The sequence below is a fragment of the Pseudotabrizicola algicola genome, assembly GCF_010915705.1.
GTDB lineage: Bacteria > Pseudomonadota > Alphaproteobacteria > Rhodobacterales > Rhodobacteraceae > Pseudotabrizicola > Pseudotabrizicola algicola.
The window spans coordinates 80,006-100,491 of record NZ_JAAIKE010000008.1 but is presented as its reverse complement, the minus strand read 5'-3'; the positions used below and the strand labels follow the sequence as shown (position 1 = coordinate 100,491).

Here is a 20,486-nt window from a genome sequence, read left to right as displayed (position 1 = left end):
CCTGGCGCAGCACGCCCATGATCTGGGCTTCGGTGAAACGGCTCTTCTTCATCGGAATCTCCTCGTTCATCCTGCCGAGAAAATTCTACTTCCGCATCCCCTTAACCATGGGGAGGATTACCGCACGGCGCGCTGCATGCCGCGACCGTGGCCGACAGCCTGACCGCCGCAGGTTTCGCCATCCGGTCGCAGATCATCTGGGCCAAGGACCGGCTGGTGCTCAGCCGCGGCGATTACCACTGGCAGCATGAACCCTGCTGGTATGCAGTGCGTGCCAAGGGCAAGGGTCATTGGGCCGGGGACCGCAAACAAACGACGCTGTGGCAGATCGCAAACCGGGATCAGGATGCCGACACCGTGCACGGCACCCAGAAGCCGGTCGAATGCATGCGACGGCCGATCCTGAACAATTCCAGCCCCGGCCAGGCTGTCTATGAGCCCTTCATGGGTTCCGGCACCACGCTGATCGCGGCCGAGACGACGGGGCGGGTCTGCTTCGGTGTCGAGTTGAACCCGGCTTATGTCGATGTCGCCATCGAGCGCTGGCAGTCCTTCACAGGGCAGGAAGCCGTTCTGGCGGAGACTGGCGAGACCTTCGCCGCCCTCAAGGCAAAGCGGCTCGCGGCATGAACGCGCCCCTCCTGCCCGGCCGGATCGAGCATTGGCCGCTGGCCCGCCTCCGGCCCTATGCCCGCAACGCCAAGACCCACGATGCCGACCAGGTGGCAAAGATCGCCGCCAGCATGGCCGAATTCGGCTGGACGGTCCCCTGCCTCGTCGCGGCCGATGGCGAACTGATCGCGGGCCACGGCCGGGTCCTGGCCGCAGCCCAGCTTGGGCTTGCCGAGGCGCCGGTGATCGTGCTGGGCCATCTGACCGAGGCGCAGCGGCGCGCCTATCGCATCGCCGACAACAAGCTGACCGAACTCGGCGGGTGGGACGAGGCGCTGCTGCTGGAGGAGCTGCGGGGGCTGATGGCCGAGGATTTCGACCTCGGGCTGATCGGGATCCCCGAAGATGAACTGGACGCGTTGCTGCACGATGCCGACGACCGCGCGCCCATCGACGACGACACCGCCGACACCATCCCCGAAGCCCCGGTCGAACCCATCACGAAGCCCGGCGACATCTGGCGGCTCGGGCATCACCGGCTGATCTGCGGCGATGCCACTGACCCGGCCGTGGTGGTGCGGCTGATGGACGGGGCGCAGGCGTCGCTGCTGTTCACCTCCCCGCCCTATGCCCAGCAGCGCGACTATGGGGCGGCGAAGGAAAGGGTCGGCGATTGGGATGCGCTGATGCAGGGCGTGTTCGCCGCAGCGCCGGTCACCGCCGATGCCCAGCTGCTGGTCAACCTCGGCCTCGTCCATCGGGACGGTGAGTGGATCCCGTATTGGGAAGCCTGGGTCAACTGGATGCGCGCGCAGGGCTGGCGGCGCTTCGGCTGGTATGTCTGGGACCAGGGGCCGGGCCTGCCCGGCGACTGGAACGGCCGCCTCGCGCCCTCGCACGAGTTCATCTTCCACTTCAACCGCCAGCCGCGGAAGCCGAACAAGACGGTCGAAAGCAAGCACGCGGGCGAAACCCTCGGCGGTGGTGGCCTGCGCGGGGCCGACGGCACGGTCCATCGCAAGACCGGTTTCGGCAACGCGATCCAGAGCCACCGCATCCCCGACTCTGTGTTCCGCATAATGCGGCACAAGGGCGGGCTGGGCGCGGCCGGATCGCACCCGGCCGTGTTCCCTGTGGCGCTGGTCGAGGCGGTTCTGGAAGCCTTCACCGATCCCGGCGACCTGGTGTTCGAGCCCTTCTGCGGCTCTGGCACCCAGCTGATCGCCGCGGAGCGTACCGGGCGACGCTGCTGCGCGGTGGAACTGGACCCGGTCTATTGCGACGTCGCCGTGCGGCGGTGGGAGTTGGCGACAGGGCGGAAGGCGGTGCGACTACAGGGGAAGCAACCAGATCGTTAGATACGCTGAAGCTCACCCATGCAGCCAAAGCGGTCCTTGGCGCGTGCGGATTTTATTCAGAGTGGACTGGACAGATCAGCCTCAGGTATAAGCCTAGGCCCCCAAAGAATGTGCCTGCAATCCCGATTGAAAAAATGATCTGTTGCGCCACGCCTAACGTATGCAGAATCACCATTCCCCATGACCAGATGAGAAATACGACATACACAGCCACCGCCCCAGAGAATCGCGCCTTGTGGCCGGTCAGAGCGTTGGCGACAAAGTACGCGGCCAGAAATGGCACCCAAGTTTGAGCCACATGGCTCAGATAGTGCAGGCTGGGTGGAGCCCCACCTGGAAATGTTATGCCTAAGAACAATCTTAGGAGTGGGTATTCCCAATTTAGGAAGGGATTTAGGGCGTTCACGACCTGTACTGCGAACCAAACCGCCACACCAGTCAAGAATGCAGCGCAGAAATCAAGAACTCGCCTTATCATCCTTTAGGACGCGCTTCAACAAATCCGGTCACAAGCCTGCCCTCGCATAGGTTTTCGTTCGACTTTCAGATATCTAGCCCACAATCTGCCCGGCGGCAAAGAGTACATCGCGACCTCACCTGATCCGATAGACCGTCCCCCTGCCTTCGACCTTCTCGGCGGCGATGGGCAGACCCAGCTTTTTCTTCAGGGCACCAGAAATGGAGCCCCGAACCGTGTGTGCCAACCATCCGGTGGCCTCGACCATCTCGGCGACCGTCGCGCCCTCGGGGCGCTGGAGCATGGTGATGATCTGCGCCTGCTTGGTGCCAGCGCGGATGGCGACAGGTTTCACGGTTTCGCTGTCGTCGGGCGTCTGCACCGGCTCCGGTTCCGCCTTGGGCTTCGCCCTCCGCACGCTGGCGACGGCGCTGGCCGCCAGCGGCTCGATCCCGATGGCCTCCAGCCCCGCCTCGGTGGCGATCAGCGTGGTGCCATGTCCGTCGCCGGTCTCGCGCCACATCGGCTCGCTGCGACGCAGGTTCGCCTCGACCTCTTCGAGCCAGCCGCGGGCGATCATCTTGCCGACGACCATCTTGGCGGCGGCGCCGACCAGTCCCTCGGGCAGCGGCAGGGCGAGGTTGCCGGGCCGGGTCGCGGCGCGGGACAGGATCAGGGACTGGGTGTCGGACGGGGTGGTCATCGGGGCCTCCGTGGCTGTGGGCGCGCGCTGTGAGCGCCTTCTACGGAGGCAAGCCCCGTCGTCGGACGGGGCGGCCATCGCGCCGTGTGGGCGCGTCAGGCGGCGTGTTCGCCTTCCTTGAAGGCGCTGTCGGTGATCTGGCGCAGCAGGCCCGCGTAGTGCTTCAGCGTCCCCACATGGCCCCAATGGATCTCGTCGGGGTGGGTCTCGAAATGGTCGTCGCTGAGGGCCTTCAGGCGCTCCAGCATGGTGTCGATCTCGGCCTTGGCTGCGATGAAGGCGTCGAGGGCTTTGGAATTGTCGGCTGCGCGGCGGGTGGTCATGGCGGGGCATCCTTCGGTGAGTTGCATCGTTCTGGTGCGAATACCATCGCTCTGTCGGGCGGATGATCGTAGGCAATTCGGAGCAATATCAGTGGTTTCTGATCATTCCGGTCAGATCAGCCGCATCTCGGCCAGCGCGCGGCTGGCGGCACCCAGCTGGGCAGTCGGCAGCTCGATCTTCAGGTGCGACAGGACGTCAGAGGCCTCGGCCGGGATCCCGCTCTCGCGCAGCGCCTGCTCGATGACTTCGGCGATGGCGTCCGGGCGGCTCAGGTCGAAGCCCTCGGGAAGGGTGGAATAGTCGATGCGGATGGTGGTCGTGGTCATGGTGAAGCCCTCCTGGGATCGGCGCGATGCGGCCTGTTGATGGACGACAGAATCGCTCCGGAGGGGGAGACAATCAACGGAATTGATTGTCTTTTCCTGTTTATTTTCAATATCTTGACAGGCTTCACAGCGCCATGAAAGGCATGAGCGAGCGGGAGTATGCGGCGCATTCCGGCCTCTCCCGCGGCGGGGTGCAGAAGGCGCGCAAGAACGGGCGACTGGTTGTTTTCGACGACGGGTCGATCAACGCCGCGGCCTCGGATGTGCGGCGGGCGGAGATGACGGATCCCGACCAGCAGCGCCGGTCGATTGGTGGTGACGGGCTGGCAAGCGGCCCCGGCGATACGACGTCCTACATCAAGGCCCGCACGGCGCTGACAGTTTACGCGGCGCAGGAACGCCAGCTGGCCGTCCAGAAGAAGAAGGGCGCGCTGGTCGACCGCGCAAGGGCGGAAACGCTGGTGTTTCGCCTGGCGCGGCAGGAACGGGATGTCTGGGTCACCTGGCCCGGACGGGTGGCCGCGCTGATGGCGGCGCAGATCATGGCGGAGGTGGAACGGCAATCCGGGGCATCGGTGACGATCGAGACCGCGATCATGCAGAGGGTGCTGGAAGCCCATGTCCGCGAACAGCTCGACGCCCTCGCCGACCTCCGGGTCTCGCTTGCATGATGAGGACGACGAGAACGACCTGACCGAGGGTCTCGACCTCGGTTTCGACGGGGCCGAGGACCTGCTCCGAGTCTGGCGGCAGGGCCTGCGCCCAGACCCGAACCTGACGGTGTCGGAATGGGCGGATCAGCATCGCTGGCTGTCGTCGCGGGGCGCGGCCGAGCCGGGGCGCTATCGCACCGCCCGCGCGCCTTACCTGCGCGAGATCATGGATGCACTGTCGCCGGGTCACCCGGCCCAGCGCATCACCTTCATGAAGGCCGCGCAGGTCGGGGCCACAGAGGCCGGGAACAACTGGATCGGCTTCGTCATCCATCACGCGCCGGGGCCGATGCTGGCGGTGCTGCCCAGCCTGGAACTGGCGAAACGCACCTCGCGGGGCCGATTGGACCCACTGATCGCAGACAGCCCTGCACTGCGCGAGCGGGTGAGTCCGGCCCGATCCCGCGATGCCGGGAATTCGATGCTGTCGAAGGAATTCCCCGGCGGCATCCTCGTGCTGACCGGAGCCAACTCAGCCACCGGCCTGCGGTCGATGCCCGCGCGCTATGTGTTTCTGGACGAAGTCGATGCCTATCCGGCCTCGGCCGACGAGGAAGGCGATCCGGTCACGCTGGCCGAAGCGCGGACCACCACCTTCTCGCACCGGCGCAAGGTGTTCATGGTCTCGACCCCGACGATCCGGGGGCTGTCCCGGATCGAGCGGGAATTTGAGGCATCCGACCAGCGGCGCTACTTCGTGCCCTGTCCCCATTGCGGGGCGATGCAGTGGCTGCAATTCGACCGGTTGCGCTGGGCGAAGGGGAAGCCGGAAACGGCAGCCTACCATTGTGAGGTCTGCGAACGCCCAATCGCCGAGCACCACAAGACAGAAATGCTGGCCAGGGGCGAATGGCGGGCGACGGCGGTTTCCAGGGATCCGAAAGCCATCGGCTTCCATCTCTCGGCGCTATATTCGCCCTTGGGCTGGAAAAGCTGGTCCGACGTCGCGCGGGAATGGCTGGCGGCCCAAGGGTCGGACGAGACGCTGCGCGCCGCGCGCAACACGCTCATGGGCGAGACATGGGTCGAAAGTGGCGACGCGCCGGAATGGCAGCGGTTGGCGGATCGGCGGGAGGCTTGGAAGCCGGGCACCGTGCCTGTGGCGGGGCTGTTCCTGACCGCCGGGGCCGACGTCCAGAGGGACCGGATCGAAGTCGACATCTGGGCCTGGGGCCGAGGCCTGGAGAGCTGGCTCGTCGATCACATCGTCATCCCAGGCGGGCCTGACGATCCGGCGGCGTGGGACAAGCTGACCGGCCTGCTCGGCCGGTCTTGGCAACATGCCAACGGCGCGCACATGACCGTGGCGCGGCTTGGCATCGACACTGGTTACGAGGCCGCGGCGGTCTATGCTTGGTCGCGCAAGGTCGGGTTCGAACAGGTCGCACCCCTGAAGGGCCTAGAGGGCTTCAACCGCGCCACGCCAGTCTCGGGCCCAACCTGCGTCGACGCCACCATTGGCGGGAAACGCCTGCGCCGCGGCGCGCGGCTCTGGTCGGTGGCCACGGCGACTTTCAAGGCCGAAACCTACCGCTTCCTGCGGATCGAACGACCGAGTGATGAGGACCGGGCGCTGGGCGTGCTCGATGCGGCGGGGGCTGTCCACGTCCCCGAATGGGCCGACACCGAATGGCTGAAGCAGCTGGTGGCGGAACAGCTGGTCACGATCCGCAACAAGCGCGGCTATGCCCATCAGGAATGGCAGAAGATGCGCGACCGCAACGAGGCGCTGGACTGCCGGGTCTATGCCCGCGCCGCAGCGTGGATCCTCGGCGCCGACCGATGGGACGAAGCCACCTGGCGGCGGCTGGAAGCGCAGGCGGGCGTGGAAACGCGCATGCCAGCAGCCGTCGCGATGGACATCACACCACCCGATCCGGCCCAGCCCAAGGCCGGAACCCTGACCACGCCGCGCCGGAAACGGCGGGCCTACACCCCGAACTTCATGAGGGACTGATGGACCTGGAACGCATGCAAGCCCTGCTGATCGCGCTGCAGGAAGCTCGCTTCGCCGGGCTGCGCAGCGTCAGCTATGACGGCAAGACCGTGACCTATGGGTCGGACGCCGAACTGGCTGCGGCGATCCGGGATCTGGAAGGACGGATTGCCACAGCCTCTGCCACGCCGCGTCGCCGCCGCTGGGGCACCGTCGCCACGAAGGGTCTGTGATCATGGTCCTCGACGCCTTCCGTGCGCGGCTCGGGTCCATCATCGGCGGGTTCGACGCGGCGCAGTCCCATCGGCGCATGCGCGGGTTCCGGGCCACCCGGGCGCATGTGAACACGCTGATCGCCGCCTCCGGCGAGACCATCACGGCCCGCGCCCGCTGGCTGGTCCGGAACAATGGCTACGCCGCGAACGCTGTCGACGCCTTCGCGAACCATGTCGTCGGCGACGGCATCAAACCGTCCTCGAAGATCGCGGACGCCGCAAAGAAGGAGGAGTTGCAGAAGCTCTGGCTCGCCTGGACCGACGAGGCCGATGCCGAGGGGCTGACCGACTTCTTCGGCCTGCAGCGGCGGGCCACGCGGGAGGTGTTCTTGGCGGGAGAGGTTTTCCTGCGCATCCGCACGCGGCGGCCGGAAGACGGGCTGACCGTGCCCATGCAGCTGCAGATGCTGCCCTCGGAAATGCTGCCCCAGGACCTGACGCGCGCGTTGCCCGGCGCTGGGTCGATCCGGCAGGGGATCGAATTCGACGGGATCGGGCGGCGCGTGGCCTACCACTTCCTGCGCCGCCATCCAGGCGACATGACCGATCCGGGGCTGGTGGGTGAGACGGTTCGCGTGCCCGCCTCCGAGGTGATCCACATTCTGGACCCGGTCGAGGCGGGCCAGCTGCGCGGGGTGTCGCGCTTCGCCGCGGCCGTCGTGAAGATCTTCACGCTGGACCTTTACGACGACGCGGAACTGGAGCGGAAGAAGACCGCGGCGATGTTCGCGATGTTCATCACCTCCCCCGCGCCAGAAACGGCCCTCGATCCCGCCGAGGATGATCTCGAGGTCGAGCCCGGCCAGGTGGTGCGACTGGACCCGGGCGAAGATGTCACCACACCATCCACCCCGGATTCTGGATCCACCTATGAACCCTTCCAGTACCGCACGCTTCTGCAGATCGGCGCGGCGCTGGGCGTGCCCTATGGCTACCTGACCGGCGACACGGCGAAGGGGAACTTCTCGAACACCCGGATCGCACTCGTCGACTTCCGCCGCCGGATCTCGGCCTTCCAGCATTCGGTGATGGTCTACCAGCTCTGCCGGACCGTCTGGACGCGGTGGATGGACATGGCGGTGCTGGCCGGAGCCATCGACCTGCCGGGCTATGCCACCGACCGGCGCGCATACCTCGCCTGTGACTGGCTTCCGACCAAGTGGGACTGGATCGACCCCGCCAAGGATGCTGCGGCCGAAATCCTGCAGATCGAGGCAGGCCTGAAATCCCGCACGCAGGCCATCGCAGAGCGCGGCTACGACGCCGAGCAGGTCGACAGGGAAATCGCGGCCGAACGGAAACGCGAGGCGGAGCTGGGGCTGGACTTCCGGCGGCCGGGGTCACCGGCGCAGGCGGCCGGTGGCAGTAGCGCGGATCAGGGCGGCGAAACGGACCCTGACAAGCAGGACCAGCGAGAGAACGACGAGGGTGAGGACCGGGAAACCCGGCCCGCGGAGGACGAATGATGCACCACACCCAGATCGCCCAGCGCGTCTTCAACACGCCCTTGATGGTCGATCCCGCCAAGGCACTGGCCTTCCTGACCGGCCTTGGTCCGCGGATCACCGGCAGAGAAATCAGCGTCGAGGGGGTCGAAATCGCCTCCGAAGCGCAGGAGGCCGCCAGCCTGCCCGTCCGGGCGTCGTTGTTCGGTGACGATCTGACCAACCGCCAGGCACGGAACGGCGGTCAGCCCTTCGCAGTCGTCGAAGGGATCGCGGTCATCGAAATCGCAGGCACGCTGGTGCATCGCGGCGCCTGGATCGGGCAATCCTCCGGCCTGACCTCCTATGAAGGGATCGCGGCCCAGCTGCAGGCGGCCATCGCCGACCCGGCGATCCGCGGCATCGCCCTCGACATCGACAGCTTCGGCGGCGAGGTGGCCGGAGCCTTTGATCTCGCCGACCGCATCCGCGCGGCTCGTCAGGTCAAGCCCGTGCGGGCTTTCGTCGCCGATCACGCCCTCTCGGCCGCCTATGCGCTGGCCTCACAGGCCGACCGGATCATCCTGCCCCGCACCGGCGCCGTTGGCAGCATCGGTGTCGTGGCCATGCACAGCGACATGAGCGGGGCGCTCGACCAGAAGGGCATTGCCGTCACGCTGATCCATGCCGGGGCCCGCAAGGTCGATGCGAACCCTTACCAGCCGCTTCCCGAGGCCGTCCGCGCCCGGATCGCGGGTGAACTCGAGGATTTGCGCCAGCTCTTCGCCGAGACTGTCGCCGAAGGGCGCGGCCGCCGCCTCGACACTCAACGCGCGCTGGGCACCGAGGCGGCTGTGTTCCGCGGGGAGGCGGCGGTGTTCGCCGGTCTCGCAGATGAGGTGGCCGATCCCGTCACCGCCTTCCGCGCTTTCGCCGCCGCACCCCGCGGCACAATCACCCTCAGAGGAAAGGGCCCGATGATGACCACTGCCCCCGAAGACGATGCGCAGGCTGCGACCACGCCTGCCGCCAGCACCCCGCCGGAACCGGCCGCGCCCTCGGCAATCGCGCCGCCACAAACCACAGCGGCCGCGATGTCGCCCGAAGCGATCCGCGCGGAGGCGGCAGAGGTCGCACAGGTCTGCGCACAGGCCGCGCGCCTCGGCGTCCAGATCGACGCCGCCGATGCGGTCGCCAAGGGCGTGAAGCCGGAAGCGCTGCGCGCCAAGGTGCTGGCCGACCTTGCCGCCCGCAGCGATGCGGCTGGCATCATTGCCACCGCCCCGGCACCCGGGGCCAAGGAAAGCCCCATCGTGGCGGCCGCGAAGAAATCGGCCGCCGCCTCGCGCTGACATTGGCGCTGGCCACCAACGGCATTTGTTGCTGCGCCCTCGCCCCGCCTTCCCATCCCCCAACATCCCGGAGACTGAACCATGCCCGTCCTGACGGAACCGCCCAGCATGGGCGATGTCCTCAAATATGAGGTCAACCCGAACTACACCCGCGAGGTGGTCACGCTGCTGATCGGCACCAACTACCCGTCCGGTGCCGTCCTCGGCCGCATCACCGCGAGCGGCAAGTACACCCTCTCGCCCGCGACCGGGGCTGACGGTTCGCAAACCGCAGTCGCTGTGCACCTCTATCCAGTGAACGCCACGCTGGCAGACGCCGTGGGCATCATCGTCACGCGTGGCCCCGCCATCGTGTCGCGCGCTGCCCTCGCCTACGAGGCGACGGTCAACGACGCGGCCAAGATCGCCGCCAAGATTACCCAGCTGGGCGCTGTCGGCATCATCGCCCGCGACGGTGTCTGACGTCCAATCCCCTCAATCTCCCGGAGCCCCACCATGACCATCGTCCGCAATCCCTTCGACGCTGGCGGCTATTCGCTGGCCGAGATGACGCAGGCCATCAACATCCTGCCCAACCTCTACACCCGCCTCGCCCAGATCGGCCTCTTCCGCTTCGAAGGCGTAAGCCAGCGCTCGGTCATCATCGAGCAATACGAAGGTGTCCTGAGCCTTCTGCCCTCCGTCCCCCTCGGCGGCCCCGCCACAGTCGGCACCCGCGAAGGCCGGTCCATGCGGTCCTTCGCCCTGCCGTGGATCCCGCATGACGACGTGGTCCTGCCTGCCGACATCCAGGGCGCCCCTGCGCTGGGCGGCGCGTTCGATGCGGCTGATCCCCTCGTCGAGGTGATGAACCGCAAGCTGCTGCTTATGCGGCGCAAGCACGCACAGACCCGCGAATACATGGAGATGAACGCGCTCCGCGGCATCGTGAAGGATGGCGCAGGCACCACCCTCTACAACTACTTCACCGAATTCGGCCTCGCCCAGATCTCGGTAGACTTCGTGCTGGGCACCGCAGGCACCAACGTTCAGGGCAAGGTGCGCGAGGTGCTGCGCGCCATCGAGGACAATCTGCTGGGCGAGGCCATGACCAGCGTGCACGCTCTCGTCAGCCGCGAGTTCTTCGACAAGCTGATCGCGCATCCCAAGACCGAGGAGGCCTACAAGTTCTACGCCTCGACCGGGGCCCAGCCGCTGCGCGAAGATGTGCGGCGCAACTTCCCCTTCGGCGGGATCCTGTTCGAGGAGTATTCCGGCACCGTCACCCTCTCGACCAAGGCCACCGAACGGCTGGTCCCGGCGAACGAGGGCATCGCCTTCCCGCTTGGCACGATGGACACCTTCACCACCTACGGCGGCCCGGCGAACCTCCTGGAAACCGCAAACACCATCGGCCTGCCTCTCTACGCCCGCCAGCATCTCGACGAGAAGGGTCGCTGGATCGATGTCATGACCGAAGCCTCGATCCTGCCGGTGAACAAGCGGCCGCGGCTGGCGATCCGTCTGCACACGTCGAACTGACGGACCCACCCATGTCCGTCTTCGCCGCCGCCATGGACCGCATCTTTACCCATGCTGCCATGGTGGCCCCGGCCCTCTGGATCTCGGCCACCACCTCCGAGGAACGCCCGATCCGCATCATCCGCCGCGCACCCGACCGCGTCACCGACTTCGGCGCGGGACGCTTCGTCAGCGACACGACGGTGGTGGATGTGCGCGTCACCGAATTGCCCACCCCACGGCCGGGCGACGTGATCGTCATCGGCGCGGACAGCCATGTGATCCAGGGAGAACCGCTGCGCGACCGGGAACGGCTGATCTGGACCCTCGATCTGCGCCCGGCGTGATCCGATGAAACTGAAGCTCACCATCGATCCTGACATCGTTGCGATGATGCAGGCGGAAATCGCTGCGGGCGAGAAGGCGGTCACGACCGCCTTGCGCGAGGCGGGCGCGGGACTCAAATCCGCCTGGCGCGGCCAGATCACCGGCGCGGGGCTGGGCACCAGGCTGGGCAACTCGATCCGCCTCGCCACTTATCCCAAGGGCGGCGAAGCCTGAACGCCGCGGCGCTGGTCTGGTCGAACGCGCCAGTGATCGTCGGCGCGCATGACGCCGGGCCGCTGATCCGGTCGCGCAACGGGTTCTGGCTGGCCATCCCCACCCCGGCCGCAGGCAAATCCACCCGCGGCGGCCGCATTACCCCATGCGAATGGGAGCGCCGTACGGGGCTGAGGCTGCGGTTCATCTGCCGGCGCAGGGGTCCGAGCCTGCTGGTGGCCGAGGGGCGACTGAACACGAAGGGACGCGCCGTAGCGTCACGATCAAAGACCGGCCGCGGGCTGACCACCGTGCCGATCTTCCTGCTGGTGCCACAGGTCAAACTGCGCAAGCGGCTGGACCTTGCGCGGGATGCCGAGCGGGCCATCGACACCGTGCCTGGGCGGATCGTGGAGGGGTGGGCGGATCGTTGAGTGCAGGTCGCAAAAATCATGCCATTACGCCGTAGAGCGCCGACCCGTCGCTGGAGCATTTCTCGACTGAACCGCAAAGAGCAAAGATCGTTGCTCCGTTGGCAGACACGAAAACGACCCCAAGCAGAACATCCCGACTGGGATAGTTTGTCAAAGTAATCGTCGCCCCTTCACCGACGGCAAGTTCGACAAAGGCCTGATGCTCGGCGGCGGCCAAACGCGCGATATCGAGGTAACTGACAACATTCTGTCGCGTGAAATGAAGGACATCAAATGCCGCAACATTTCGAAGGAGGATCACTTCACAGTTGTCTGCGGGATCGGACGTGACCAACAGCCTCAGGGTTCGATCAGTGGATTCGTAGGCCATGCCAACATATTCCACGTCGGCAAACCGTTCATCCCCTTCAAACGTGATCATCTCCAATCCTCCGGACGGATCAGCCCGTCATCACCTCGCCCGTCACCTGAAAAGCTCTCTTCCTCGGTCGCTGGTCGACCAGGCTGGCGCTCGCCGTCGATCCATTCGTGCGTATGGGGCCGACCTTGGCCGTGATCGTGGCCCCAATCAACGTCTTTGATCGGCTTTCCGTCAGGGCCATATAGTCTGTCTCCGCGAGGGCCGACAACCCAGGTTCCCGGACGCCCCTGTGCAGGCAAGCCCCGCGCTTCCGGCGCAGGTTCTACGGGTCTGCCCTCTGCATCGGTCTCCGGGATACCTTCTGGAAGTGCTCTGGGTCCACCCTCTGCACGATTCTCAACAATATGCGGTGAGGACGTACCACCGAGCGATTGATAGCCTTCGGTCGAAAAACCGGGCAGATCAAGGATATCACGACCGAATCCATCGAATTGGGGAAAGACTTCGACCCAACCGGAGGCAAATTCGCCGGGAATCACAATAAGCTGCCCCGCGCCCCACGCTTTCAAAGCTTGATCGACTATGCCCTGGATTCTGGCCAAGTCTTCTTGGCTACCTGACAACGCTCGCCCTAAAGTACCAGGATCGGAGAGTTCGTATAATGCAAGTGCCTGCGCCACGATTTCGGAACTGGGTCCCGACCAGTCCGCGCCTGCAAACGCCCCCGAGTGAAATTGGCCCCATGCATGGGCACGGGCGGCCAAGACACCCTCGACTGTGGTGAGGTCAAGGCCAAGGCGTTCCGCAGATCTCTGAACGGCTGTATCTTCGGCATATCGGCGAAATGCCTCAAGCCCAACAACTGCGACTGCAGCAAGGCCTCCTCTCGTCAACGCACGAAGTCCCGATCCAAGCTCTGAGGGAGACGGCAAGGCATCGGGCAATCCATCGATACTTGGCACATACTCCGCAGGCGTGATCATGGTTTCACTCGATGCAACCGGCTCGGCATAGCAGCGACAGTTGTGCGCCTGTCCCGGATGGCCACCTGCGGGCGGCTCGTCCCAGCGGAACACCTGATCGTCGTACTCAGCGTGGCTCTCGCGCACCTTCGCGTCGTCCTGGGACCGCCAGATGTACCGCTCGATCCCCAAATCCTGCTGCCGAAGCTGGTTGATCAGGCCCGCGAAGGCCCGCAGAAGGCGTTCTTCCATGGCGGTTCGAAGGGGGCGAAGGCGCTGCGGATGGGTCTCATATTCCTCGAAGATCGCCGTCAAGCGTGCATCCCACTGGCGCAGCGCCTCCTCCTTCACATCCGAAACATCGCGCAGATCGGCTTCGGTCACCCACGGCACGGTGTCCGGGGGTGTCAGGGCGTTCAGCAGCATCCGGGTGTTGTCGGCGATCACGCGGTCCAGTTGGTCGGTGAAGTCGGCGCGCAAGTTGGCATAGCCGGGGAAAGTCGACTTGATCGAGACGCCCACGCGATAGCCACAGGCGGCCCCGTTCTGCCTTGAGAACACATACTGCCCGCTGCCGCCGTGGCGGAGAAATTCCCGTAGATTGTGCTGCATGGAACCTCCCGCTGACCCGCGGGTGGTTTGTAGAGGCAGTTGGTAAAGAAGCGTTCACCCCACCGCACGGTGCATGCAACACGGCAACGGCCCAAGGGAGGCTGCGAGGTTCATGTCAATGCCCACCCATCGCGAAACAGTCCTCGCCGCGCTGCACGCGCGGCTGCAACCGCTTGCCGCCCTCACCCTGCGTCATGAGGTGCTGCCCGAGCGGATCCCCGCGGCCGGGCTGATCATCCTGCGTGACGGCCAGCCGGGCGAGCCGGAAGTGACGCTGTCACCGCTGCGCTACCACTTCCAGCATCGCGCCGAGTTGGAGGTCATCGTCCAGGCAGGCACCGGCCGGGCCAGCGCCTTCGACGACATGATCGCCTCCATCGGCGCCGCGCTGGAGACTGATCGGACGCTGGGTGGCCTCTGCGACTGGGTCGAACCGGAGGCCCCGGCCTCGGTCGACCTGCCCATCGAGGGCGCTGCTGCCTTGAAGGCAGCGGTGATCACCGTCGTCCTGCATTACACCACGACCGGGCCGCTGGCCTGACACCTCCACATCCACAGGAGACCCCCATGGCACGCGCACACGGCGCGCGGGCGCAGATGGCGCTTGCGTTCGAGACGGTTTACGGCACCCCGCCCGCCAGCGGCTATCGGCTGATCCCCTTTGCCCGCACCACGCTGGGAGCGGAACAGCCGCTCTTGAACAGCGAACTGCTGGGCTACGGCCGCGATCCCCTGGCCCCGATCAAGGACGCGGTCACCGCCGATGGCGAGGTGGTCGTGCCGATCGATGTGTAGGCCTTCGGCTTCTGGCTGAAGGCCGCTTTCGGCGCCCCGACAACGACAGGGACCACGCCCAAGACCCACACCTTCCAGTCGGGCAACTGGACACTGCCCTCGATGGCCATCGAAGTGGCGATGCCCGAGGTGCCGCGGTTCGCGATGTATGCGGGCTGCGTGATGGACCAGCTCAGCTGGCAGATGAACCGCTCGGGCCTGCTGACGGCCACTGCCCGCCTGATTGCCCAAGGCGAGGCCATCGCTGCCACCACGGCCGCAGGCACGCCGACCGCGCTGGGCCTGCAGCGCTTCGGCCATTTCAACGGGGTGGTGAAGCGGAATGGCACCGCACTGGGTAATGTCGTCTCGGCCGAGATCACCTATGCCAACGGCCTCGACCGGATCGAGACCATCCGCAACGACGGCAAGATCGAGGGCGCCGATCCCGGCATGGCGGCCCTTACCGGCCGGATCGAGGTGCGCTTCGCCGATAGCGCCCTCGTAACCCAAGCCATCGACGGCACGCCCTGCGAGCTCGAATTCGCCTACAGCCTCGGCGCGAATGCCAGTTTCGTCTTCACCGCCCACGCCGTCTACCTTCCGGTCCCGCGGATCGAGATCCCCGGGCCGCAGGGCATCCAGGCCACCTTCGACTGGCAGGCCGCCAAGGCCACCAGCCCCGCCCGCATGTGCACCGCCGTCCTCGTCAACACTGTCACGGGATACTGATCATGATCCGCCTGAACCTTTCGAACCGCCCCGAATGGCTGGACCTGCTGCCCGGCCTGCGCGTCCTCGTGGCGCCGCTCACCACCGCGCTGATGGTCTCCGCCCGCGCCGATCCCTTGATCGACGGCCTTTCGGAAGCCTCCAGCCAGGAGGACATGGCCCTCGCGATGGCCAAGGCCGTCGCCCGCCGGGCGGTGCTGGAATGGGAGGGCGTCGGGGACGATGACGGCAACCTCGTGCCCGTCAGCCCGGCCGGGATCGACGCCCTTCTCGACATCTGGCCGGTCTTCGAAGCCTTCCAGGCGGAATATGTCGCCCGCGGTCTGATGCTGGATCAGGAAAAAAACGCCTCCGCGCCCTCGCCGACTGGTCCTTCGGCGGGGGCGACGGCTACTGCGCGGCCTGCGCAGGCCCCTGCCCCGACTGCCCCGCAAGACTGAACCGGCCGCAAACCGTCGAGGGCTGGCAGTCTGGGACCTGACCCAGCGCCTCGGTGGCCAGCTGCGCATCGCGCCGGGGGCGGTGATCGGATGGGACATGGGCGCTGCGCTTTCACTGGCAGAGGCGCTGGGCGTTAGCGCACTGATCACCGCCGAACTGCTGCCCGAGATCGAGGCGGTGATGGTGCGCAAACTCAACGAGCAGATGGAAGGACGCCGGAATGGCTGAGAAGAAGGTCTCCGTCCGCCTCGTGGCGGAGGGCGGACGCCGCGTGCGCGCCGAACTGGAGGGCGTCGGCGAGGCCGGTGCCCGTGGCTTCGGCCGCCTGTCACGCGAGATGGAACTGGCCAACACCCGGCTGGCCGCCTTTGCGCGCCGGGCTGGCCTTGCCCTCGGGGCCGCCGCTGCCGCCGCCACAGCCTCCTTCGGGCTGATCGTCCGCTCCACGGCCGAGAGCGCCGCGCAGATCCGGCAGTTCGCGCAGGTCGCCAATGCCACGCCCGAGGCCCTTCAGCGCTGGTCGGCTGGCGCGCGGACGGTTGGCATCGAACAGGAGAAGCTGGCCGACATCCTGAAGGACGTGAACGACCGGGTGGGGGATTTCCTGCAGACCGGCGGCGGGCCGATGGCGGATTTCTTCGAGAACGTGGCCCCGCGCGTGGGCGTCACGGCCGACCAGTTCGCGCGCCTTTCCGGCCCCGAGGCGCTGAAACTTTATGTCGATACCCTCGAACGCGCGGGTCTGAGCCAGCAGGAGATGACCTTCTATCTCGAGGCCATGGCCTCGGACGCGACCCGCCTCCTGCCCCTCCTGCGGAACGGCGGGGCAGAGATGGCACGACTGGGTGACCAGGCTTCCGATCTCGGTGCGGTTCTGGACAGCGATGCGCTGGAAGCCTTGCGCCGCACCCAACTAGCGCTCGGCACGGTGTCTCTGGTCTTCGACGGCCTGCGCAACCGGATCGCCGTCGCCGTCGCTCCGACCGTCGAAGCGCTGGCCAATGCTTTCGTGGCCCTGGCCTCCGATGGCGGCATCCTGCGGTCGGCCATCGATGGGCTGATCGGCAACCTCGGCCGTCTCGCCACCTATGCCGCAACCTTCGCGGCAGTCATGGCGGGCCGTTGGGTCGCGGGACTTGCCGCGGCGGCACTCTCCGTGCGCGGCCTCGCGACGGCGCTCGTGTTCCTGCGCGGCGCCCTGATCCGGACCGGCATCGGCGCGCTGATCGTCGGTGCGGGCGAGCTCGTCTATCAGTTCTCGCAGCTTGTCGCTCGGGTCGGCGGCGTGGGCGAGGCCTTCCGGCTGCTGGGCGATCTGGCCCGCGAGGTCTGGTCGCGCATCGGCCTGTCGCTGGATGCGGCCCTCGCGCGGATGGCCGCCGGATGGGAGGGGCTGAAGGCGGCCGGTCTCTCGGCCCTCGAGGGCGCCATCGCAGGCGTCGTCAGCTTTGGCGACCGGACGGCGGCAATCTTTCAGGGCGCCTACGACGCGGCGGTGGCAATCTGGGGCAGCCTGCCCGGCGCCATCGGCGACTTCGCCTTCCAGGCCGCGAACGGGCTGATCTCGGGGGTCGAGGCGATGCTGAACGGCCTTGTCACCCGCATCAACAGCTTCATCGAGACCCTGAACGCGGCGCTGGCCTTGCTGCCCGAATGGGCCACAGGCGAAGGTGGCGTCCGGATCGGCATCCTCGATCCGGTTGAACTGGGGCGTATCGGCAATCCGTTCGAAGGTGCCGCGACCGCCGCAGGCGCTGCCGCTGCGGATGCCGTCTCGGCCGCGCTGTCGCGGACTTACCTAGAACCGCCTGACCTCGGCCTCGGCGCGATGGCCGAGGATGCCCGCGCCCGGGCCGACGGCTATCGCGAGGCGGCAGGGATGCTGGCTGACGCTGCCGGTCGACACCTCGCCAGCTGGCAGGCGCTGAAGGATGCGGTGACCGGCACGGGGACCGAGGCCGAAACCGCGCTGGTGGATGCCGCCGCCTCGGCCGATGCCCTAACCACCAGTCTGAACGATACGGCCACCGCCGCCGACGGCGCTGGTGGCGCAGCACGCAACGCGGGCGTTGCAGCCGCCGAGGGCGCGGACACGGCCCTCACCGGCTGGCAAGCCGTCACCGCCGCACTCGCCGACTACGCCGCCAAGGCGCGCCACATCGGCGGGGACATCGGCAGCGCGCTGGTCGGGGCATTCCAGAGCGCCGAGAATGCCATCGGCGACTTCGTGAAGACCGGAAAGCTCGACTTCCGCGATCTGGTGACCTCGATGATCGCCGATCTCGCCAAGCTCGCGGCAAGGCGCTTCATCCTCGGCCCCATCGCAAATGCCCTCTCCGGCGCGCTGGGTGGCGCGGGTGGGATCTTTGCCAATATCCTGCATGCGGGCGGCATGGTCGGCGCCCCTGGTCCCGGACGCATGGTCCCGGCGCTGGCCTTCGCGGGGGCACCGCGGATGCACAATGGCGGCTGGGCTGGGCTGCGGCCCGACGAAGTGCCCGCGATCCTGCAGCGCGGGGAACGCGTCCTCTCGCGCCGGGAGGCGACGGGCTACGGCCAGGCAGGCGCCTCCACCGTCAATGTCACGATCAACGCCCGCGACGCCGAGAGCTTCCGGCAATCACGCACGCAGGTCGCGAGCGACATCGCCCGCGCCGTGTCGCTCGGCCGCCGCGGCATGTGAGGAACCGCCATGGCATTTCACGAGGTCAGGTTTCCGGACAACATCAGCCGCGGGGCACGCGGTGGCCCCGAACGCCGCACCCAGATCGTCGAACTGGCAAGTGGGGCCGAGGAACGCAATGCCAGCTGGGCCAACAGCCGCCGCCGCTATGACGTCGCCTATGGCATCCGCCGCGCCGACGATCTGGCGGCGGTGGTCGCCTTCTTCGAGGCGAGGAACGGCCGTCTCCACGGCTTCCGCTTCAAGGACTGGGCCGACTTCAAGTCCTGCCTGCCGTCGCAGACGCCGGGCCCTACCAACCAGCCCATCGGCACCGGCAATGGGGCGGCGACCCTGTTTCAGCTGACCAAACGCTACACCTCCGGCGCGCAGTCCTGGACGCGGGCCATCACCAAGCCCGTCGCGGGAACCGTGACCATCGCCCTGAATGGGACGCCCCAAGCCTCCGGCTGGTCGGTTTCCACCTCAACCGGCCTCGTCACCTTCACCACCGCCCCCGCGGCAGGCGTCGCCATCACCGCGGGGTTCGAGTTCGACGTCCCCGTCCGCTTCGACACCGACGCTCTCGACGTCACCCTCGACCTCGAACGGCTCGGCTCGATCACCTCGATCCCCCTCGTGGAAATCCGCACATGAAGTCCCTGAACCCCGCGCTGCAGGCGCATCTCGATGATGGCACGACGACACTCGCCTGGTGCTGGCGGATAACCCGGGCCGATGGCGTGACCTTCGGCTTCACTGATCACGACCGGACCCTCACCTTCGACGGCACCGAGTTCGAGCCCGAAAGTGGGCTGACGGCGTCCGAGGTGCGGTCGGGGTCCGATCTATCCGTCGATGCACAGGACGCGCAAGGTGTGCTGTCGTCTGACCGGATCACGGAGAGCGATATCCTCGATGGCCGATGGGATAATGCAGCAGTCGAGGTCTGGCGGGTGAACTGGTCGGCCCCTTCGCAGCGCGTGCTGCTGCGTCGCGGGGCCATCGGACAGATCAGGCGCGGGCGGCTGGCCTTCGTGGCCGAAGTGCGGTCACTGGCCCATGTCCTCGGCCAGACAGTCGGGCGGACGTTTCAGGCCAGTTGCGATGCCGCGCTGGGCGATCCGCGGTGTGGAGTGAACCTCGAGGCCCCGGCCTTCAAAGGAAGCGGCGCGATCATCGATGTGCTGCGGGATCGGGCGTTCACCGCTTCCGGCCTCGCCACCTTCTCAGCAGGCTGGTTCGCCTTCGGGCTGGTCGAATGGTCGACCGGCGCGAATGCCGGGCGGCGGGTCGAGGTGCTGTCCCATGACCTCGTCGACGGCATTGCCATCCTGACCCTGCTGGAAGCGCCGGTGCGCCCCGTCACGCCGACGGATGCCTTCGTGGTCCGGGCGGGCTGCGACAAGCGGATCGCCACCTGCGGCACGAAGTTCGTCAATGTCGCCAACTTCCGGGGATTCCCGCACATCCCGGGCCAGGACGCCGTGCTGCGCTACGCCACCAAGGACGGCGGCCACGAGGGGGCGGTCCTATGACTACGCCCCTCCCAACCGCCGATCCCTTCCGCGTCATCGCCGTCGCGCGCTCCTGGCTTGGCACGCCCTACCACGACCAGGCCAGCCTGAAGGGCGTCGGCTGCGACTGCCTCGGCCTCGCGCGCGGCGTCTGGCGGGAAGTCGTCGGTCCTGAACCGTTCCCGATCCCGCCCTACAGCCGGGACTGGGGCGAGACCGGGCCGAGGGAGGTGCTGGCGGATGGGGCGCGGGCGATGATGCCGGAAATCGCACCGGCAGATGCCCCACCCGGCGCGCTGGTCCTGTTCCGCATGATGCCCCGCGCTATCGCCAAGCATGTCGGCATCCTGACCGGACCGGGCACCTTCCTTCACGCCTATGAGCGACTAGGCGTGATCGAGGAACCGCTGACGCCCACATGGCGACGCCGCATCGCCTTCGCCTTCCTCTTCCCCGCTCGCTGAGATTTTC

Annotated in this window: 21 protein-coding genes and 3 pseudogenes; 19 read left to right on the top strand and 5 right to left on the bottom strand. The window is 67.0% G+C overall.

What is annotated here, in order from left to right; genetic code table 11:
- Window positions 1-123: 123 nt before the first annotated feature.
- A pseudogene (locus tag G3572_RS18630) lies at window positions 124-630 on the top strand (DNA-methyltransferase); the annotation flags it as partial.
- The gene (locus G3572_RS18625) at window positions 627-1,970 is read left to right on the top strand and encodes a site-specific DNA-methyltransferase (protein WP_164614700.1); all 1,344 of its coding nucleotides are present in this window, start codon (window positions 627-629) and stop codon (window positions 1,968-1,970) included. The pseudogene G3572_RS18630 and the gene G3572_RS18625, both read left to right, overlap by 4 nt.
- A 593-nt stretch (window positions 1,971-2,563) precedes the next feature.
- On the opposite strand, the gene G3572_RS18620 is transcribed toward G3572_RS18625, so the two are convergent.
- From G3572_RS18620 to G3572_RS18610, 3 genes are all read right to left on the bottom strand, one after another.
- Window positions 2,564-3,130, bottom strand: a complete 567-nt coding sequence (locus tag G3572_RS18620) for a DUF3489 domain-containing protein (RefSeq protein ID WP_164614698.1) — start codon at window positions 3,128-3,130, stop codon at window positions 2,564-2,566.
- A 95-nt stretch (window positions 3,131-3,225) separates the two neighbouring features.
- Window positions 3,226-3,453, bottom strand: a complete 228-nt coding sequence (locus G3572_RS18615; protein ID WP_164614697.1) for a hypothetical protein — start codon at window positions 3,451-3,453, stop codon at window positions 3,226-3,228.
- 111 nt (window positions 3,454-3,564) lie between these two features.
- Window positions 3,565-3,780 carry a hypothetical protein gene (locus G3572_RS18610; RefSeq protein WP_068767940.1) on the bottom strand — a complete coding sequence of 72 codons (216 nt, stop codon included), beginning with the start codon at window positions 3,778-3,780 and terminating at the stop codon, window positions 3,565-3,567.
- Window positions 3,781-3,914: 134 nt separating this feature from the next.
- On the opposite strand from G3572_RS18610, the gene G3572_RS18605 reads away from it, so the two are divergent.
- The 9 genes and pseudogenes from G3572_RS18605 to G3572_RS18565 all read left to right on the top strand — a co-directional run bounded on the left by G3572_RS18605 (window position 3,915) and on the right by G3572_RS18565 (window position 11,954).
- Window positions 3,915-4,451, top strand: a complete 537-nt coding sequence (locus tag G3572_RS18605; protein WP_164614695.1) for a hypothetical protein — start codon at window positions 3,915-3,917, stop codon at window positions 4,449-4,451.
- Window positions 4,399-6,450 (top strand): phage terminase large subunit family protein, encoded by a 2,052-nt coding sequence (locus G3572_RS18600; RefSeq protein ID WP_164614693.1) that lies wholly within the window; start codon window positions 4,399-4,401, stop codon window positions 6,448-6,450. Before G3572_RS18605 ends, G3572_RS18600 begins: the two co-directional genes overlap by 53 nt.
- The gene (locus G3572_RS18595) at window positions 6,450-6,662 is read left to right on the top strand and encodes a phage head-tail joining protein (protein WP_164614691.1); all 213 of its coding nucleotides are present in this window, start codon (window positions 6,450-6,452) and stop codon (window positions 6,660-6,662) included. The genes G3572_RS18600 and G3572_RS18595 overlap by 1 nt, the downstream gene beginning before the upstream one ends.
- Window positions 6,663-6,664: 2 nt before the next feature.
- On the top strand, window positions 6,665-8,170 hold the full coding sequence (locus tag G3572_RS18590) for a phage portal protein (protein WP_164614689.1): 1,506 nt from the start codon (window positions 6,665-6,667) through the stop codon (window positions 8,168-8,170).
- Complete coding sequence (locus G3572_RS18585; RefSeq protein WP_164614719.1) at window positions 8,170-9,480, top strand: S49 family peptidase; 1,311 nt, start codon at window positions 8,170-8,172, stop codon at window positions 9,478-9,480. The genes G3572_RS18590 and G3572_RS18585 overlap by 1 nt, the downstream gene beginning before the upstream one ends.
- Before the next feature lie 81 nt (window positions 9,481-9,561).
- Window positions 9,562-9,942, top strand: coding sequence for a head decoration protein (locus G3572_RS18580; RefSeq protein WP_164614687.1), 381 nt, complete (start codon window positions 9,562-9,564; stop codon window positions 9,940-9,942).
- 33 nt (window positions 9,943-9,975) lie between these two features.
- Window positions 9,976-11,001: a major capsid protein gene (locus G3572_RS18575; protein ID WP_164614685.1), complete on the top strand. Its 1,026-nt coding sequence runs from the start codon at window positions 9,976-9,978 to the stop codon at window positions 10,999-11,001.
- Between the two features lie 11 nt (window positions 11,002-11,012).
- A complete protein-coding gene (locus G3572_RS18570; RefSeq protein ID WP_164614683.1) occupies window positions 11,013-11,327 on the top strand; it encodes a head-tail joining protein in 315 nt (104 codons plus the stop codon).
- A gap of 4 nt (window positions 11,328-11,331) precedes the next feature.
- A pseudogene (locus G3572_RS18565) lies at window positions 11,332-11,954 on the top strand (DUF6441 family protein).
- A gap of 16 nt (window positions 11,955-11,970) precedes the next feature.
- Here G3572_RS18565 and G3572_RS18560 read toward each other — a convergent pair.
- Entirely contained in the window at window positions 11,971-12,375 is a 405-nt protein-coding gene (locus G3572_RS18560; protein ID WP_164614681.1) for a hypothetical protein, read from the bottom strand.
- On the bottom strand, window positions 12,372-13,889 hold the full coding sequence (locus G3572_RS18555; RefSeq protein ID WP_164614679.1) for a phage minor head protein: 1,518 nt from the start codon (window positions 13,887-13,889) through the stop codon (window positions 12,372-12,374). The genes G3572_RS18560 and G3572_RS18555 overlap by 4 nt, the downstream gene beginning before the upstream one ends.
- Window positions 13,890-14,007: 118 nt before the next feature.
- Here G3572_RS18555 and G3572_RS18550 point away from each other — a divergent pair, with 118 nt between their 5' ends.
- The 8 genes and pseudogenes from G3572_RS18550 to G3572_RS18520 all read left to right on the top strand — a co-directional run bounded on the left by G3572_RS18550 (window position 14,008) and on the right by G3572_RS18520 (window position 20,479).
- A complete protein-coding gene (locus G3572_RS18550; protein ID WP_164614717.1) occupies window positions 14,008-14,430 on the top strand; it encodes an acyl-CoA transferase in 423 nt (140 codons plus the stop codon).
- Window positions 14,431-14,456: 26 nt separating this feature from the next.
- A pseudogene (locus G3572_RS18545) lies at window positions 14,457-15,395 on the top strand (phage tail tube protein).
- Window positions 15,396-15,397: 2 nt separating this feature from the next.
- Window positions 15,398-15,835 (top strand): phage-derived protein YdaY family protein, encoded by a 438-nt coding sequence (locus G3572_RS18540; RefSeq protein ID WP_164614677.1) that lies wholly within the window; start codon window positions 15,398-15,400, stop codon window positions 15,833-15,835.
- 97 nt (window positions 15,836-15,932) lie between these two features.
- A complete protein-coding gene (locus tag G3572_RS22320) occupies window positions 15,933-16,064 on the top strand; it encodes a DUF7697 family protein (RefSeq protein WP_275897803.1) in 132 nt (43 codons plus the stop codon).
- A complete protein-coding gene (locus G3572_RS18535; RefSeq protein ID WP_164614675.1) occupies window positions 16,057-18,519 on the top strand; it encodes a phage tail tape measure C-terminal domain-containing protein in 2,463 nt (820 codons plus the stop codon). Before G3572_RS22320 ends, G3572_RS18535 begins: the two co-directional genes overlap by 8 nt.
- Before the next feature lie 9 nt (window positions 18,520-18,528).
- Complete coding sequence (locus G3572_RS18530; protein WP_164614673.1) at window positions 18,529-19,155, top strand: DUF2460 domain-containing protein; 627 nt, start codon at window positions 18,529-18,531, stop codon at window positions 19,153-19,155.
- On the top strand, window positions 19,152-20,036 hold the full coding sequence (locus G3572_RS18525) for a phage/gene transfer agent baseplate hub protein (RefSeq protein WP_164614671.1): 885 nt from the start codon (window positions 19,152-19,154) through the stop codon (window positions 20,034-20,036). The genes G3572_RS18530 and G3572_RS18525 overlap by 4 nt, the downstream gene beginning before the upstream one ends.
- Window positions 20,033-20,479 carry an NlpC/P60 family protein gene (locus G3572_RS18520; protein ID WP_164614669.1) on the top strand — a complete coding sequence of 149 codons (447 nt, stop codon included), beginning with the start codon at window positions 20,033-20,035 and terminating at the stop codon, window positions 20,477-20,479. The genes G3572_RS18525 and G3572_RS18520 overlap by 4 nt, the downstream gene beginning before the upstream one ends.
- Window positions 20,480-20,486 lie beyond the last annotated feature (7 nt).

What these genes read in the sequence shown, in the direction of transcription:
- G3572_RS18520 (WP_164614669.1), top strand. Translation starts at nt 20,033, where the DNA reads ATGACTACGCCCCTCCCAACCGCCGATCCCTTCCGCGTCATCGCCGTC.
- G3572_RS18525 (WP_164614671.1), top strand. Translation starts at nt 19,152, where the DNA reads ATGAAGTCCCTGAACCCCGCGCTGCAGGCGCATCTCGATGATGGCACG.
- G3572_RS18570 (WP_164614683.1), top strand. Translation starts at nt 11,013, where the DNA reads ATGTCCGTCTTCGCCGCCGCCATGGACCGCATCTTTACCCATGCTGCC.
- G3572_RS18585 (WP_164614719.1), top strand. Translation starts at nt 8,170, where the DNA reads ATGCACCACACCCAGATCGCCCAGCGCGTCTTCAACACGCCCTTGATG.
- G3572_RS18530 (WP_164614673.1), top strand. Translation starts at nt 18,529, where the DNA reads ATGGCATTTCACGAGGTCAGGTTTCCGGACAACATCAGCCGCGGGGCA.
- G3572_RS18580 (WP_164614687.1), top strand. Translation starts at nt 9,562, where the DNA reads ATGCCCGTCCTGACGGAACCGCCCAGCATGGGCGATGTCCTCAAATAT.
- G3572_RS18620 (WP_164614698.1), bottom strand. Translation starts at nt 3,130, where the DNA reads ATGACCACCCCGTCCGACACCCAGTCCCTGATCCTGTCCCGCGCCGCG.
- G3572_RS18610 (WP_068767940.1), bottom strand. Translation starts at nt 3,780, where the DNA reads ATGACCACGACCACCATCCGCATCGACTATTCCACCCTTCCCGAGGGC.
- G3572_RS18595 (WP_164614691.1), top strand. Translation starts at nt 6,450, where the DNA reads ATGGACCTGGAACGCATGCAAGCCCTGCTGATCGCGCTGCAGGAAGCT.
- G3572_RS18540 (WP_164614677.1), top strand. Translation starts at nt 15,398, where the DNA reads ATGATCCGCCTGAACCTTTCGAACCGCCCCGAATGGCTGGACCTGCTG.
- G3572_RS18555 (WP_164614679.1), bottom strand. Translation starts at nt 13,889, where the DNA reads ATGCAGCACAATCTACGGGAATTTCTCCGCCACGGCGGCAGCGGGCAG.
- G3572_RS18605 (WP_164614695.1), top strand. Translation starts at nt 3,915, where the DNA reads ATGAAAGGCATGAGCGAGCGGGAGTATGCGGCGCATTCCGGCCTCTCC.
- G3572_RS18590 (WP_164614689.1), top strand. Translation starts at nt 6,665, where the DNA reads ATGGTCCTCGACGCCTTCCGTGCGCGGCTCGGGTCCATCATCGGCGGG.
- G3572_RS18575 (WP_164614685.1), top strand. Translation starts at nt 9,976, where the DNA reads ATGACCATCGTCCGCAATCCCTTCGACGCTGGCGGCTATTCGCTGGCC.
- G3572_RS22320 (WP_275897803.1), top strand. Translation starts at nt 15,933, where the DNA reads ATGGGCGCTGCGCTTTCACTGGCAGAGGCGCTGGGCGTTAGCGCACTG.
- G3572_RS18560 (WP_164614681.1), bottom strand. Translation starts at nt 12,375, where the DNA reads ATGATCACGTTTGAAGGGGATGAACGGTTTGCCGACGTGGAATATGTT.
- G3572_RS18550 (WP_164614717.1), top strand. Translation starts at nt 14,008, where the DNA reads ATGCCCACCCATCGCGAAACAGTCCTCGCCGCGCTGCACGCGCGGCTG.
- G3572_RS18535 (WP_164614675.1), top strand. Translation starts at nt 16,057, where the DNA reads ATGGCTGAGAAGAAGGTCTCCGTCCGCCTCGTGGCGGAGGGCGGACGC.
- G3572_RS18600 (WP_164614693.1), top strand. Translation starts at nt 4,399, where the DNA reads ATGTCCGCGAACAGCTCGACGCCCTCGCCGACCTCCGGGTCTCGCTTG.
- G3572_RS18625 (WP_164614700.1), top strand. Translation starts at nt 627, where the DNA reads ATGAACGCGCCCCTCCTGCCCGGCCGGATCGAGCATTGGCCGCTGGCC.
- G3572_RS18615 (WP_164614697.1), bottom strand. Translation starts at nt 3,453, where the DNA reads ATGACCACCCGCCGCGCAGCCGACAATTCCAAAGCCCTCGACGCCTTC.